We start from the raw sequence: 14,869 nt of genomic DNA on the forward strand, positions 1-14,869 counted from the left end.
TCCCGCGGTTCGGCTCGTGTGCTCGGGGTTGGGGGTGACGTGTGGTCGCCACCCCCAACCTGACGTTCACGATCACCCCGCCGGGCGGGTCGACCACGGACTACACCCAGTACCTGGCCTGGTCCGGGGCCCATTCTCAGATAACGATCACGCAGAACTTCGGCCGGCAGGGCGACACCGCAGTCTTCCCGCTTGTCGACGAGTTCGTTACGACGCCGCACTTCTGGATCCCGGTCTTCAGCCAGGTGAAGCTGGTCGACAACGCGATCGGGCAGACCCTGTTCGCCGGTGTCGTCACGAAGCCGATCCAGGATGCGACCTCACCGACTCGGAACGAGTGGACGTTGCAGTGCGTCGACTACACGTTCTACGCCGACAACTCGGTCGTCCACGGCACCTTCGTCGGGCAGACGGTGGACCAGATCATCGTGTCGCTCACGGCGCAGGCGAACTGCGGCATCACCGCCAAGCAGCTCTCGCACGGCGGCTACGTCGCCCCGGGCCCGCAGCTCGCATCCTTCGTCCTCAACTACGCCACCCTGTCGGACGCGTGGCGGCGGCTGGCGACGCTGGCCGGCCAGGTCACACCGTATGGCTGGTACGTCGATGAGAACCGCAAGCTGCACTTCTACGACGCCACCACCGCGATCAGCTCCGGGGTGACCTTCACAACCATCCCGACCGCGACCAACGGGTCGACGACCGAGGGCCACATCTACACCGAAAACTCGTTCGGCTACGAATGGGACGGCACCTCGGTCAGGAACCGGATCCTGGTCCAGGGCGCCAACCAGTCCATCACCTACGGCTCCGCGACCCACAGCAAACCGACGGACACGTGGGTCGGCAACGGCTACCAGACCGCGTGGCCGCTCCGGTACACGGTCACGAACCAGCCGGTCCTGTACGTGGGCGGCGTCAGCAAGTCTGTGACCACCGTGAACGCGGGCGCGTCGAGCAACGCAACGTGGCAGGTCATCCAGGACTCGATCGGGAAGTGGTCGCTGGTCACCACCGGGGCTGCACCGGGCCCCGGCGTCGTGCTCAAGATCTGGTACGACTACCTGGTCCCCGTCACTGCCGCAGCCAACGACTACGCCTCCCAGCACAAGTACACGGGCCCGAACGGCGGGGTCTTCACCGAGTACATCAACGACACCTCGCTGACCACCGTGCCGATGGCCCTCGCCCGCGCGATGCGGCAGCGCACCGAGTACGCCGACGCGGTCGAGCGGATGGTGTTCACGACGACCGAGGATTTCCTTGGCTGGGTCCGCTCCGGCCAGACCTGCTCGATCCGCAACACGCTGATCCGGGACACACAGAACAATCAGTGGGGCGTCTGGGACCAGTTCATCGTCATCGGCAACACCGTGACCTTCGTCGCCGGCGGCTACCGGCAGTGCCAGATCACCGCCGTCCGACTCTGAGGAGGCGCTGATGCCCGGCGTGTTCCGGCCCATGAACCTAGTCGACGTTCTGGGGACGCTGAATCAGCAGAACGGCCAGCAGCAGGACCAGACCGTCAGCGGGCTCGGGAACTTCGGTGAGACCGACGACACCCTCGGTGCGATCGACACGGTGACGGCCACGCTCAGCGTCACGGCGACCACGTGGGACAACGGAACGTGGGGGAGTTTCAGTTGGGGATGACCACGCCGAACGGCGGCGGATTCAACATCCACGGCCGCCTCAGCGTCACGAGCATCAGGCCCGACGGCACCGTCCGGGATCGTCGCGAAGGCGACAACATCACCTGCACCAATGGGCTCACCGCGTTCGCCGCCGCGCTCGTCTGGGCCGGCATCCAGGACCAGGCCGCGAACCTCGGCGTCACCTCGCCGACGTTCCTGACGCCGCTGTACGGGGCGATCGGCACCGGCAACGGCACCGTCGCAGCGTCGGATACGTCCCTGTTCTCGGAGTACGCCCGGCAAACTGTCGGCGCCGGCGGCTCAACCCCGGCCACCGCGTCACTGAACGCGCAGACGACGTGGCTGTTCTACTTCCCCAGCCCCGCCTCGACGCTGACGATCACCGAGGCTGGTCTCTTCTCCGGCGCCACCAGCACCGCCGGGTCCGGCACCATGCTCGACCATTGGGCTTTCAGCCCAGTGCTGACCTTCCCGACCACGGACACCCTCATTTTGCAGGCAAGCTTCGCCATCTCGGGGAGCTGAGGCCATGTCGCAGATCCCCGCCTACGCCGCGGCCGTCACCGGGCAGCCCGGGAACGCCGGCCAGGTCAACCAGCTGCTGGGCGCTCACACGTCTCTCGTGGCCTACGGGGCGGGGACGGTGCAGGCGTCGCAGACGACCGCGAGCACAAGTTACCAGTCGACGGCTGGGCAGTGGCTGGCGCAGCAGTTCATGACCGGGGGCGCTCAGACGGCGATCGGCCAGGTGCGGCTTCAGCTCAGTACTGTCGGCGGTTCGCCGACGTCCGCTGTGATCCCGCCCCTGACGCTCAGCCTGTACGCGGACCTGGGGGGCCTGCCGACGGGCAGCGCGCTCGCCAGCGTGATCGTGAATGAGGAGTGGATCTACTCGGCGCCCTACTGGGTGACGCTGCCCCTCATGGCCACCGGCCTGACGCCCGGCACGTTCTACCAGCTGGTGGTCTCACCGGTGGGCGCGTCGTCCCAGTACTACGTGTGGCACCAGTCGAATCAGATCGCCGGTTCGTCGACGTCCTCGGACGGGGTCACCTGGACGGCCTCCTCCTACGGGCTGGTCTACCAGGTGTACGACAACGCCGGGTCGGGGGTGCTGCCGACGATGCTCGTGGACGACACCGGGCAGCGGTGGACGCAGTTCACCTACAACGCGCAGGGCCTGCCCGCCACGATCACCGAGTTCACGGCAGCGCAGAACGGCTCATCGAATTACCTGTACTCGACCCGCTCTGTGACGTATAGCGGCGGCCTACTGACGGGGGTGAACTGACATGCCCTACCTGGTCGGCTACGCCACGCCCTACGACTACGGGGCCGCGGGCAACGGAACGGCGGACGACACCACCGCGCTTCAGAACGCGATCAACGGTGTGTCGGCTGCGGGTGGCGGCACGCTGTTTTTTCCTGCAGGCACATTCAAGATCAGTGCGGCGCTGACGCTACCCAACGGGGTGAGCCTCCTCGGCGTCGGCCAGAACGTCAGCGTCATCAACCAGACGTCGACGACCGCCAACGCGATCACGTACAACCCGAGCACCCTGAACTACATGTCGATCGAGAACCTTTCGATCACCGGGCCCGGCTCGGGCTCAGGCGTCGGTGTCCTGATCGAGGCCAACAGCGGGTCGACGAACGTCAACTCCTGCTCCTTCCAGGACGTCACCATCTCCGGCTTCGGCTCCCACGGATTCGAGCTGGTCACCGGTGTCGGCTGCAGCCTGAACACCGTCAACGTGAGCAGCGTCGGCGGCCACGGCATTTTCCTCAGCGGCGGCACTGGCAACACGCTGACGAACTGCTTCATCACCGGTGGGGCGTCCACGCAGCAGGGCTTCCAGCTCACCAACGTCAACTACACCACCCTCAACGGCTGCAAGGCCTTCAGCTGCGGCGGCGGCTACACGATCAGCGGTGGGTCAGCGAACGCCATTACCGGCTGCGGCGCGGACACGATCGTCGCCGCGAACGGGCAGGACGGCTCCGGCTTCAAAATCTCCGGCGGCACGGTCCACACGATCGACTCCTGCTACAGCAACATCAACAAGGCCAAGGCGTTCTACGCCACCGGGTCGACCGTCGCCGCGACGATCGAGAGCATCCAGGAGAACGCCCCCGGGGCCGGGGCCACTGCGTCCATCCAGGTCGATTCCGGCTCCACGGCCGTCGTCCTCGAAAGCTCCACGGTGACGGCCACCTCTTACGCTGCTGGCACGACCACCGTCATCACGGGTGGAACCGTCACTCTTGTCGGCCCGGTGACGCTGCAGCCGACCGCGGCCGGCAACACCATCCTGGCCGGCAACGTGAGCGGCACGGATGCCTTCGACCGCGTCCGGATCCTCGGCTCCGGAACTATATCCATGGGGCCCGGCAGCACCAACCGGGACGTTCAGCTGGCTCGGACCGCGGTCGGCGTCCTGTCTGTGACCAACCCGCTCACTGCGCATGCCGCAGTTGAGATCCTCGACGGAAACCTCGTCGTCGGCGGCACAGCCGTCCTCGGCGACAACGGCGTCGGGGAACTCCAGCTCACCAACATCACCACCGCCCCGACCACCAACCCGACCGGCGGCACGGTGGTCTACGCGGTGAACGGCACCTCGCCGCTGCAGCGGGACACCGCAGGGCACCTGACGAACCTGGCCTGGGCCGACAACCCGTTCCAGTCGAACGGCCTCATCACGTGGAACTTCGACCCCAACGTCATCAACTCGAACTACCCGGTGGCGTCGGGCACGATCAACCTGCACAAGATCTACCTGCCGACCACTGCCACGGTCTCCAACGTGCTCGTCGCCGTTCAGGCGGCGGGCAGCGGGCTGACGAGCGGCGACAACCTCATCGGCCTGTACAACGCGGCCGGCACGCGCGTTGCCGTCACCGCGGACCAGACCACCACGTGGGGATCGACCGGGGTCAAAACGGCCGCATTCACCAGCAGCTTCACACCGACCGCCCCAGGCGTGTACTTCGTGGCGATCCTCTCCGTGGGAACCACCCCCGTGACCCTGTACGGTTCGCCGGGTTCCGGGGCGGTCTACAACGCCAACACGACGGGCGCCACCCTCGTCCACGCGACCGGGCCGACCGGGCAGACCACGATGCCGTCGACCATCACCATGTCCGGCCTCACGTCGTCGTCGCTGTCGATCTGGGCCGGGCTCAGCTGATGCCGGGGACCCCCACCTGGCAGGCCGCCACCACCGGGCAGGCACCGCTCGCGGCGCACGTCAACCAGTACCTCGGCACGCACGCAATGCAGGTGCTCTACACCGGGACACAGCGGGCTGCCCAGTCCACGGTCGGGTCAGGGAACGTGACCACGAACGGCACGTGGCTTGCCCAGTCGTTCACGACGGCTGTGGGGCAGACCGCGATCGGCTACGTGGTCATCCAACTGGCCGCGAACACGAGCGCGGGTGCGAACCTGGGCCCGACCACGGTGAGCATTCAGGCGAACGCTTCCGGGGCCCCGTCGGGGACCGCGCTGGTGTCGGCCACGGTCACCGCCGAGTACGTGTTCAACGCGCCGACGCTCGTCGTCGTCCCCACGCCGGTAGCCGGGCTTTCGGCGTCCACGACGTACTGGATTGTGGTGGCGTCGGCCGGGAACGCGACGTACTCCTACAACTGGGCCAAGAGCAACCAGACCTCTGGAGCCTCCACGTCCGCGAACGGCGCGGCGTGGACGGCTCAGGCCTATGGCCTGGTCTTCCAGGTGTACGACCAGACGGTCACCGGCCAGCAGGCGGCGACCTGGGAGGACTCGGGGGCGCGGTGGACGTGGACGGGCCGCAGCACGACCGGCCTGGTTAATGCCTACGCCGCATACACCTCGGGCCAGACGGCGTCCGGCTACGTCCAGACGTACCGCAGCGTTTCCTCGGCCAACGGCCTTGTCACGTCGATCAACTAAGGAGAAACGATGAGCAGCGCTCGGGCTGACATCTATGCGGTCAGGTTCAAGTCTCCCAGCGGAGCCGACCTGTCCGGGAGCGTGATCGAGCTTCAGTTGATGTCGGGTGGCAACGGCAGCGACGCGAATGTCGTCACCGACGCCACCATCCTCACCATGGCCAAGGCCATCAACACCGCCGTGTACCCCGCGAACGAGGGGATAGAGGTCTCGGTGGTCAAGACGGCGGCCACGGACTACGCCCCCAGCAGTGACTATTCAACCTTCGAGTGACAGGGGGAGGTGACCGGCCGTGGCCTCCACCCTGGAAGTCCTCACCGCCGCGCAGACGGCGTTCCTCATGAACAAGCCAGGAGCGTTCCTCTACCAGAACGCCTCACAATCCGTCGGAAGCGGCGCCTACACGCCACTGACGTTCAACGTGGCGGTCGGGGATGTCTGGGGAGGCTGGTCCAGCGGAAACTCCAGCCGGTACACCGTCCAGGTCGCTGGCACGTACGAGATCAGCTGGTTCACCGCCTGGTCGTCCAACAACACGGGATCTCGGCAGCACTACGCTCAGCAGAACGGCTCCCAGATCAACGGCACCAAGCAGGAGCTGCCGGCGATGACGACCACGATGGGTGTCGCCTCTCCGGTGTTCCAGGTGCCGGCGAACGTCGGCGACTACTTCCAGGTGCAGATCTACCAGGACACCAGCAACCCCCTGAACACCTACGCCACGGCCCCGTTCTTCAGCTCGATGACTGTCAAGTGGCTGCATCTCTGAGGGGGTGAACCGGGGTGGCGTACAACCCGACGTGGAAGGCCGCCGAAAACGGTCTGCCCGGCAACCTGGAGGGCACCAACCACGCCGCGCAGATCGATCAGTTCCTCGCCGTTCACGGGGTCACCCCCGTCTACCAAGGCAACCTGATCGTCGCCCCGGGCGCGCTCACCAGTACCTACGGTTCGGCCTTCTTCTGGGTGAAGAACGCCGGCGGAGGCTCGACGCTTGATACCTATGACGTTGACTGGCCGTTCACTTTGCCTGGCGGTTCCACAGCGATCGGGCACGTGCAGGTAGCCATGGAGCCCGTCGGTAACGGCGCGGACGTCCAGGTCACCCTCTACCCTGACAACGCTGGCATACCGAACCTGGCCAGCCCGCTCTCGTCCACCGTGGTTCCAGCAGCTTCGATCGCGAGCCTCGGTGCGTCGGGAGGCCTCCCCACGGCGGGACCACTCGCCACCCAGGCGAACAACACGCTTCAGACGGGCCCCTACACCACTGCGCCCTGGGGGACCGCCTCATCCTCGGCCGCCGGTCTGCTGACCTCGACCTCCACCGTCTCCTACGGGCAGTACCTGCTGATGCTCGGCGGCACGGACTCCAGTACCGGAAACTCGACCCCGTACGTCTACAGCATCCAGCTCAGTGCCGCCGGCCCCGCCGCCGCGCAGCCTCAGCCATCGTTGCCGCAGGGACTGTTCGGGGCGGGCGTTGCCGCCAGCGCGGATACCGTCATCGTCGCCGGCGGCTACACCGGTTCCGCGCTCTCCACCTCCGTGTACACGGCCAGTTGGGACAGCAACACGGGTGTCGTCGCCGCGTGGTCTGCTCAGGCCGGCCTGCCGGTAGCGCTCGACCTTGCCGTAGTCGAAGTCTGGAACGACAGCGTCGTGTACGTCATCGGCGGCAACACTTCTGGCGGTGTGCCGATCTCGACGGTGAGCTACGCCTCGATCTCCAACGGGCAGATCCAAAGCTGGCAGACCGGTCCGTCTCTTCCCTCCGCCCTGTTCGCTGCCGGTTCGGCCATCGTCGGGAACATTCTGATCGTCATGGGCGGCCACACGTCGTCCACCAGCGTGGGGCTCACCAGCGTCTACTGGGCCACGATCGGCGCCGACGGCAGTCTGGGGACCTGGCAGACCGGCCCGTCCCTTCCCGTGGGGGTCGGCGGCATCGAAAACAGCACGTTCGCCACCGACTCCGGCGTGTTCATCATGGGCGGCAACACACAGAACGGCACCCCGCCCACCTTCACGCGCACTCTCCAGTCGCTCACCATCACCGCGGACGGGCTGGGGACGTGGCAGCAGCAGCTCATCAACGCAAACTCCGGCAACCTGCCCACCGGCGGATTCAGTAACGGTGACGGCACCTACACCATGATCGGCATGGGGTTGAGCAGTACCGGCTTCAGTAACACCCAGACATTGAACACGGTGCCACTCATCCCCGTCCCGCTGCCTGCGAGCGGGCTGACCGGCGGCGGCACCTATCACCTGCTGTTCCACCAGGTCGGCGGCGATGCCAACAACTACACCAAGCTGGGCGAGGTCCAGTGCAGCTCGTCCAGCTGGCAGTACGCGAACCGCTACTCAAACGGCCCGTGGACGTCCCGGGGTGGCCTCGCCATCCTGGCGAACGTCTACGACCAGACTCCAGGCGGTCAGCCCATCGGCACCTGGGAAGACCCGAGCGGCAGCACCACCGGCGGCAACAACCGCGCCGTGAGGACGTCCACGATGGTCTACGACTACCGCGGCCGACTCCTGGGCGTGTGCGAAGGCACACAGCTCCCTCAAGACCCGCTGAACAGCAACCCCACGTTCACCAGCGGCATATCTCCATGGATCGTGAACAACGGCACCTTCGTACAGTCCAGCGCGCAGACCCACGGAGGTTTCCCATCCTCCGGTCTCCTCACCCCGAACGGGTCGTCGAGCTACGCGTCAGTGGTGTCGGAGATGGTGCCGGCCACTGCGGGCCAGTGGTTCACCGCAAACTCGTGGTTCTACTCCACCACCGGCTACACCATCGACTTCTACATCAACTGGTTCGACGCCAATCACAACGTCCTCGGCAACAACTTTTGGGAATTGCCGCTGGCTGCAGCCACCTGGACGAACATCACCTTCAGCGCCCAGGCGCTGGCAGGATCCGCGTACGCCAACATCGTGCCAGCGGAGAACGGCAACCCGTCGGCCGCGGCGACGCTGTACATATCCAACTGCATGATCTACCCGACTGACCCGACGACGCTCGCCTCGGCTGCCGCTGTCACCTACCCGACGGGCGCGGTGTGGCCTCCTTCGGGCGTGACGCAACTGAACTGACCCGAAAGCCTCAGGCCGCTGCGTGTGGGTGGGGATCGCCCTCGCCGAGATAGGGGAGGCTCGTATGCGCGCCCGCTGGATCGCCGTCGCCCTCGCGCTTGTGGCCCTTGACGTCTACCTGCTGCTGGAGCACTGGAACGACGTCGCCGGGAATGTCGAGGCGCAGTTCATCATCGTCACGCCGGCCTTCCTCATCCAACACCTGGCGCTGCGACGGCACGTCGACCGTCGGCACGCCGAGACCGAGCAGCGCCTGGGCAAGAAGGTCGCCGAGACCCACGCCCAGGTCGCCGAGTTGCACGCCCTCCATGTTGAGGGCCGGATTCCGGACCGCTTCAAGCCCTGACCTGCGCCAACCCCTGCACCCCCGCACCGCGCCTGGTCGGGGCTGAAGAAGTAAGACTCCTGCCGTCGGCGGGAGTTGAGAGATCGCATTGTTGCGAAACAGGGAAAAAGCGACAGGTAATCGGGTAAAATGAACACTTTAAACCCCCGCGAGGCGGCAACCTCCGGGGGCATGGCCGAACCTGAGAAAGCAGGTCCGACGTGACCGATCGTATATGCAGCGTGCTCAATTGCGGCAGGAAGCACCTAGCGCGCGGATGGTGCAACCACCATTACCGGCGCTGGCAGAAGCATGGCGATGTTCAAGCTGATACGCCCCCTCGGGGCTCCGGTAGCGACGAATCGCGCTTCCTTTCTCGCCTGGAGAGAGTGCCGGGTGGATGTTGGCTGTGGAGCGGGGCCACGATGTCCAACGGGTACGGAGTCATCCGTGTTGGCGGCCCAGGCGGTGGGCGCCTCACTCTTGCCCATGTCTGGTCCTACGAGCACTTCGTAGCCCCGGTGCCAGTCGGCTACGAGGTAGACCACACGTGCCACACGCGGGATGCATCGTGCGCGGGCGGCTTGGGATGCCCGCATCATCGCTGCGTCAATCCGGCGCACTTGGAGCCGGTGACGCATCGGAAGAATGCACTTCGAGGCGTCAATACCAAGCTCACTGACGAGGACGTTCAGGAAGCCTGGGGGCTCGTCTTGGCCGGTTCAACGATCAAGGATGCCGCTAGGCAGTTCGGCGTTCATCCGACCACCTTGGGCGCACGCTTCAGGCGTCTGAACTCGCCAGTACGGCGCTGAGACGACCTAACCATTCATCACAAGCCCCCGGCCTACGTCGGGGGCTTTCGTATCCCCAGGAGCGCCATGCCCGATACCCAGCGCCAGCCCGGCCTCGGCCGTGTCCAGCACCACGACCCGCGGAACTTGGCCTACGCCCACGGCGTCCTGCCCGCGTCCGCCATCAAGTCCGTTACCTGGGCTCGGCACACGCCGATCCTCGACCAGGGCCAGCTCGGCAGCTGCACGGGTAACGCGCTCACGGGTGCACTCGGTACCGACTCGTCCGGTCGGACTGCCGCCGCGCAGGTGACAGTGAAGGCTGACGGCAAGGGCGTGTTCTCCGCGGGCACGTATGCGCTCGACGAGTCCTTCGCCGTGAAGGCGTACGAGCTGAACACCCGGCTCGACGACATCGCCGGCCAGTACCCGCCGGACGACACCGGCTCCTCCGGTCCGGCGTGCGGGAAGAGCAGCCAGCAGCTCGGACTCGTCACCGGGTACACGCACGCGTTCACCTACGACGCGTTCCGCAGCGCTCTCCAGTCCGGCCCGGTCCTGATCGGGATCGACTGGTACAACAGCATGTTCGACCCGGCGGCGGACGGTCAGATCGTCGTCGACACCTCGTCCGGGCTGGCTGGCGGACACGAGCTGATGGTGCGCGAGTACGACGTCGCCAACGACATCGCGTGGGTGGACAACTCGTGGGGCGCCTCGTGGGGCGTGAACGGCCGCGGCTACTTCAAGGGTGCCGACCTGCGCGCGCTGCTCGCTGCCGGTGGTGATGTAACCGTGCTCGCCTTCGCCACCACGCCGACGCCGGTGCCGACCCCTCCTCCGTCGCCCACTCCTGCTCCGGATCCTCGCTTGGCTGAGGCGGCTGCTCTGGCACAGCAGCTGAACACTCTGATGCAGCCGTGGGCGTCCAACAACAAGGGGGGCAACTGACATGGCGCTCACCGACCTCACGGTCCTCGACCGATACAAGCGGGGCGGCTTCCCGCCCGGCTACCCGGCCGGCATGCGCACCTTCTACTCCCCGGTGGACGACGTGCACGGCGCGTTGATGGACCTCGTCCGCTCGGCCACCACCAGCCTGATCGTGGCCTGCTACGGCTTCGACGACGATGAGCTCGCGGACGTGCTCAAGGAGAAGCTGCTCGACGAGAACGTCGTCGTGCAGCTCACTCTCGACAGTTCGCAGGCTGCGGGTGCGCACGAGCGGGGGATCCTCGCTCGCGAGGCCTACCCGGCATCGTCCATCGCCATCGGCCGCTCGGAGCTGGGAGCGATTCAGCACCTCAAGCTGTGCATCGTCGACGGCCTGGACCGGATCGGCGGCAGCACCAACTGGTCCACGGGCGGCGAGTCGAAGCAGGACAACGAGATGACTGTGGTCAGGGACCCCCTGGTCGCCGCTGAGGCTCGCGCCCGGGTGGACGCCATCCATCAGCACATGCTTCAGGTCGCGGCCAGGAAGAAGGCCGTGGCGTGACCGCGTGGCGCTGGTACTGGCTGCTGTGGATGATGGTCGGCTTCGTCGTCCCGGAGACGATCGCCCTGATCCAGAACCCCAAGAACACGCTCAGCTATGCGGTGTGGGACTGGTTCGGGGTGAAGGAGGGCGTGCCGCTCTCGCACTGGACGGTCCTGCACGTCCTGCTGCTGGCCTTCATGGTCTGGCTGTTCGGCCATTTCGTTTTCGGTATCTGGCGCTAGGAGGCCGTGATGCTCAAGGGGATCGACGTCTCCTCGTACCAGTCCAGCAGCTACTCGACGACTGGCTTGTCTTTCGTCGGCATCAAGCTGACCGAGGGCCTGTCGTACGTCAACTCCAAGTGGGTGGCGCAGCGCGCGACGGCTCGGGCCGCCGGGCTGGTGACGATCTTCTATCACTACCCCCACGTGGCGAACAGCCCCGCGGCCGAGGCCGACTACTTCCTGTCTCAGATCAGCCTCGTCCCCGGTGACGTGCTCTGCCTGGACTGGGAGTGGTACGGGCAGACGGCCACCGACCAGCAGGCCCGCAACTACAAGGACGTGTGGCTCGCCCGGGTGAAGGCCAAGGCGCCCGGCCACAAGGTGGGCGTCTACTCCGACACGGGTAACTGGAAGAACGTCGACGCGAACTCGAACTGCGGCGACTACCTCTGGATCGCCGACTACACGACAGCCGGCCAGCCGCGCATTCAGCACCCGTGGACGTTCCACCAGTACACGGATTCACCCGTCGACCAGGACGTCGCCAACTTCGCCACGGCCGCGGACCTGCGGACGTGGGCCGGATCGGCCGGCGGTTCCGGTGGAGGTGGCAGCACCACGGGCGCCGAGATCTACCCGGGCGCGTCGAAGGCCCACTGGTACAGCACGGCGTACCCGGGCGATCCGATGACGACGAACACGATCGTCTGGCACAGCACGGAGACGACGGCGCTGCCGGATTACTCGGGCGGGTCGATCGCGCCGACGCTCACAGCGGTGCCGAACTGGTCGGCTCAACGGCTCGACTGGTACCAGCACTTCGGGTTCGATGAGTCGGCCCGAGCCCTCGTCCACGCTGCTGGTCAGATGGCCACGAACACCTTGAACGTCGCACAGGTCGAGATCGTCGGCACCTGCGACCCGACCACCCACGCCACGTGGGCGAAGGCCGGCACCCAGCACCTGTACATGCCGGAGCTCCCCGACTGGGCGATCCGCGACCTGCACGCGTTCGTTCAGTGGACCCACGACCAGCATGGCGTGCCGCTCACATCCGGGCTGACCTGGAAGCCCTACCCGGCCTCCTACGGCAACAACGGCGTCCGCATGACCAACACCCAGTGGTCCGCGTTCAAGGGCCACTGCGGCCACGAACACGTCCCGCAAAACGACCATGGGGATCCCGGGCAGTTCCCGATCTCGGCAATCCTCGCAGCTCAGCCCACCCCCACCCCGGCTCCTTCGGAGGAAGACATGCCCCAGTGGACTTCCGGCACTGTGGTGCCGGGCCCCCAGCCGACCGTTGCGCTCCCGCCGCACGGCAGCGCCTGGCAGACCGCGGGCAACCGCAAGCTGCACCTCGGCATGGACCAGATCCTTGCCACGCCGCCCAAGGCGACTGTCCGTGTCGCCATCCATGACGGCACCGCGTGGCGGCTCACCACGGTCAATCTGACCGCGGCGGGCGGCACCGTTGACGTTCCGATGACCGCGGCCGACCAGAAGGTCAGCATGCAGACGACCGACGCTGGCGTCGCCTACGCCATAGAGAGCTGGTGACCATCATGACGAAGGCCTACTGGCTCGACATGGCGGAGCGCGTCGGCGCGACCGCCGGCGAGGCTGCGCTCGGTCTTGCCATCACGGAGCTCGGCAGTCTGCCCGTGTGGTGGGCGGCGCTCCTCGTGCCCGTTCTGTCCGCGGCGAAGGGCTTCCTGGCCCGGTATGTGGGGAGCCCGTCCTCGGCGTCGCTGCTGCGGCGGCCGGCCGTATCCCCGGTGCCCGACCCGCCGGGCGCGGTGGAGTAGTGGGCGGCTTACCAGCCGCGCCATGTCCATGTACGACCCTGAGGGGTGACGGTGGCTGATGAGGTCTCCGCTGGAGAAGTGGACCGTCGCCTCGACGCGCACGAGCGCCACACCGACCGAACCCACGATGAACTTGCCAGCCGTATCACCAACCTCGCCAAGGACACCGTCCCGCTCGGTGAGTGGCAGCGAGCGGAGCGAGTTCGGGATGCGGAGATGGCCCGGATGAACCGCGAGCATGACGAGGACTTGGCGGAGTTGAAGGACAACGTCATCAAGCCCCTCGTTGGCCGCGTTGAGAAGCTGGAGGGGCGGCCCGGGGTGGCGTGGGGATGGGTTGTCGCGGGCGGCACGCTCCTCGTTGCCGTCTTGGGCGTGCTCATTCAGGCGTGGGCTGCGGCGAAGGGAGCTAAGTGACAGGGCACTCCGTCCCGCCGTCGGGGATACGGCGGCATCTGCCGACCAGCGCCAGGGCCGTCGTCGTGGTGCTGGTTTTCCTGGCCCTTGCCGGGATCGCGCTGGCGGTGAACACGCTCGAGGCGTCGAACCGGTCGTTGCAGCGTGGTCAGCAGGCCCAGGCCACGGTCATCTCGCAGCTGGCTTCCGGTCTGGACACCACTCGTCAGCAGTTGAAAGCGCACGGTGTGAAGCCGTCCGCGCCTGCAGCGTCCAGCATTGTCCGCGGAGTGCAGGGCGTGCCCGGGGTTCCGGGGCCGGCGGGGCCGTCCGGGAGTCCCGGGGTCGCGGGCAGTCCCGGGCCGTCGGGATCTCCGGGGACACCGGGCAGGAACGGTTCCAACGGCAGTAACGGTTCTCCAGGTGCCGCGGGATCGCCAGGCCCGGCCGGGCCGTCGGGCGCGCCAGGCGTCGGCGCAACGGGGCCGGCCGGCCAGGCCGGGGCCACCGGCCCGCAGGGACCGGCCGGACCGCAAGGCCCCCAGGGTGATACGGGTCCGCAGGGGCCGAAGGGCGACACAGGCGCGACCGGGCCGGCGCCGTCGGGCTGGACGTTCACGTACCCGCCTGGTGCCCTCGGCGTCACTTACAACTGCACCCCGGACAGCGACGGGTCCACCCACTACACGTGCACGCCTGCATCCGGGCCGGCGCCGCTGAAGAAGAACAGCCCGGCGAAGGGCGCGCTGTCCGTGACCGGCCTGCTCGCCACGGCCGCCTACCGGCGTCTCGACCCTGCCGGCCGCCGCGCCGACTGACCGCACACGAACGCGTCCCCGTTCCTTCCGCCACGCGGCGGGGGAGCGGGGACGCTTTTCGCGTTCGAACGTACGATGGAGCCGTGAGCAGCACCGCGCCTTCCGACAGACCTGTCCCGCCTCTGCCGACGTGCCCGCCGTCCCAGGTGGGTCCGTGCGCGGGGTGCGGGCATCCCACGCACCGGTACGGGGCGGGCGGGAATCCGCTCTGCGTGCTCTGCCGCGCCGAGGTGGAGGCCAAGCGGACAAAGTAGCGGCACCTCTGCCCGGATACGGGTCGGCCCCGCAGACGACAACGCGTCTGCGGGGCCTTCGTGCACCGTCCCG

At 67.1% G+C, this 14,869-nt stretch carries 17 protein-coding genes; all 17 read left to right on the forward strand.

Annotated features, from left to right (window positions below; all coding sequences use genetic code 11):
* The first annotated feature begins 41 nt into the window (after positions 1-41).
* The 17 genes from AC4OXY_RS46155 (at position 42) to AC4OXY_RS46235 (ending at position 14,542) form a co-directional block, all read left to right on the forward strand.
* Positions 42-1,430, forward strand: a complete 1,389-nt coding sequence (locus AC4OXY_RS46155; protein WP_491994954.1) for a hypothetical protein — start codon at positions 42-44, stop codon at positions 1,428-1,430.
* Between the two features lie 10 nt (positions 1,431-1,440).
* Complete coding sequence (locus AC4OXY_RS46160) at positions 1,441-1,653, forward strand: hypothetical protein (protein WP_491994955.1); 213 nt, start codon at positions 1,441-1,443, stop codon at positions 1,651-1,653.
* Entirely contained in the window at positions 1,650-2,180 is a 531-nt protein-coding gene (locus AC4OXY_RS46165) for a hypothetical protein (protein ID WP_491994956.1), read from the forward strand. Before AC4OXY_RS46160 ends, AC4OXY_RS46165 begins: the two co-directional genes overlap by 4 nt.
* Before the next feature lie 4 nt (positions 2,181-2,184).
* The gene (locus AC4OXY_RS46170; RefSeq protein ID WP_491994957.1) at positions 2,185-2,946 is read left to right on the forward strand and encodes a hypothetical protein; all 762 of its coding nucleotides are present in this window, start codon (positions 2,185-2,187) and stop codon (positions 2,944-2,946) included.
* A gap of 1 nt (position 2,947) precedes the next feature.
* The gene (locus AC4OXY_RS46175) at positions 2,948-4,846 is read left to right on the forward strand and encodes a glycosyl hydrolase family 28-related protein (protein ID WP_491994958.1); all 1,899 of its coding nucleotides are present in this window, start codon (positions 2,948-2,950) and stop codon (positions 4,844-4,846) included.
* Positions 4,846-5,592, forward strand: a complete 747-nt coding sequence (locus AC4OXY_RS46180) for a hypothetical protein (RefSeq protein WP_491994959.1) — start codon at positions 4,846-4,848, stop codon at positions 5,590-5,592. The genes AC4OXY_RS46175 and AC4OXY_RS46180 overlap by 1 nt, the downstream gene beginning before the upstream one ends.
* A 9-nt stretch (positions 5,593-5,601) precedes the next feature.
* Entirely contained in the window at positions 5,602-5,865 is a 264-nt protein-coding gene (locus AC4OXY_RS46185) for a hypothetical protein (RefSeq protein WP_491994960.1), read from the forward strand.
* Between the two features lie 19 nt (positions 5,866-5,884).
* Positions 5,885-6,361 (forward strand): hypothetical protein, encoded by a 477-nt coding sequence (locus AC4OXY_RS46190; RefSeq protein ID WP_376295123.1) that lies wholly within the window; start codon positions 5,885-5,887, stop codon positions 6,359-6,361.
* Between the two features lie 14 nt (positions 6,362-6,375).
* A complete protein-coding gene (locus AC4OXY_RS46195) occupies positions 6,376-8,697 on the forward strand; it encodes a hypothetical protein (RefSeq protein WP_491994961.1) in 2,322 nt (773 codons plus the stop codon).
* Between the two features lie 64 nt (positions 8,698-8,761).
* On the forward strand, positions 8,762-9,043 hold the full coding sequence (locus tag AC4OXY_RS46200; protein ID WP_491994962.1) for a hypothetical protein: 282 nt from the start codon (positions 8,762-8,764) through the stop codon (positions 9,041-9,043).
* A gap of 860 nt (positions 9,044-9,903) precedes the next feature.
* Positions 9,904-10,767 carry a C1 family peptidase gene (locus AC4OXY_RS46205; protein ID WP_491994963.1) on the forward strand — a complete coding sequence of 288 codons (864 nt, stop codon included), beginning with the start codon at positions 9,904-9,906 and terminating at the stop codon, positions 10,765-10,767.
* A gap of 1 nt (position 10,768) precedes the next feature.
* Positions 10,769-11,314, forward strand: a complete 546-nt coding sequence (locus tag AC4OXY_RS46210) for a phospholipase D-like domain-containing protein (RefSeq protein ID WP_491994964.1) — start codon at positions 10,769-10,771, stop codon at positions 11,312-11,314.
* Positions 11,311-11,538: a hypothetical protein gene (locus AC4OXY_RS46215; protein WP_491994838.1), complete on the forward strand. Its 228-nt coding sequence runs from the start codon at positions 11,311-11,313 to the stop codon at positions 11,536-11,538. Before AC4OXY_RS46210 ends, AC4OXY_RS46215 begins: the two co-directional genes overlap by 4 nt.
* Positions 11,539-11,547: 9 nt before the next feature.
* The gene (locus tag AC4OXY_RS46220) at positions 11,548-13,080 is read left to right on the forward strand and encodes a glycoside hydrolase family 25 protein (RefSeq protein WP_491994839.1); all 1,533 of its coding nucleotides are present in this window, start codon (positions 11,548-11,550) and stop codon (positions 13,078-13,080) included.
* Positions 13,077-13,328: a hypothetical protein gene (locus AC4OXY_RS46225; protein WP_491994840.1), complete on the forward strand. Its 252-nt coding sequence runs from the start codon at positions 13,077-13,079 to the stop codon at positions 13,326-13,328. Before AC4OXY_RS46220 ends, AC4OXY_RS46225 begins: the two co-directional genes overlap by 4 nt.
* Positions 13,329-13,379: 51 nt before the next feature.
* Positions 13,380-13,745: a hypothetical protein gene (locus tag AC4OXY_RS46230; protein WP_376295134.1), complete on the forward strand. Its 366-nt coding sequence runs from the start codon at positions 13,380-13,382 to the stop codon at positions 13,743-13,745.
* A gap of 65 nt (positions 13,746-13,810) precedes the next feature.
* Complete coding sequence (locus AC4OXY_RS46235; protein WP_491994841.1) at positions 13,811-14,542, forward strand: hypothetical protein; 732 nt, start codon at positions 13,811-13,813, stop codon at positions 14,540-14,542.
* Positions 14,543-14,869 lie beyond the last annotated feature (327 nt).

The organism is Streptomyces sp. HUAS MG56, assembly GCF_058673395.1.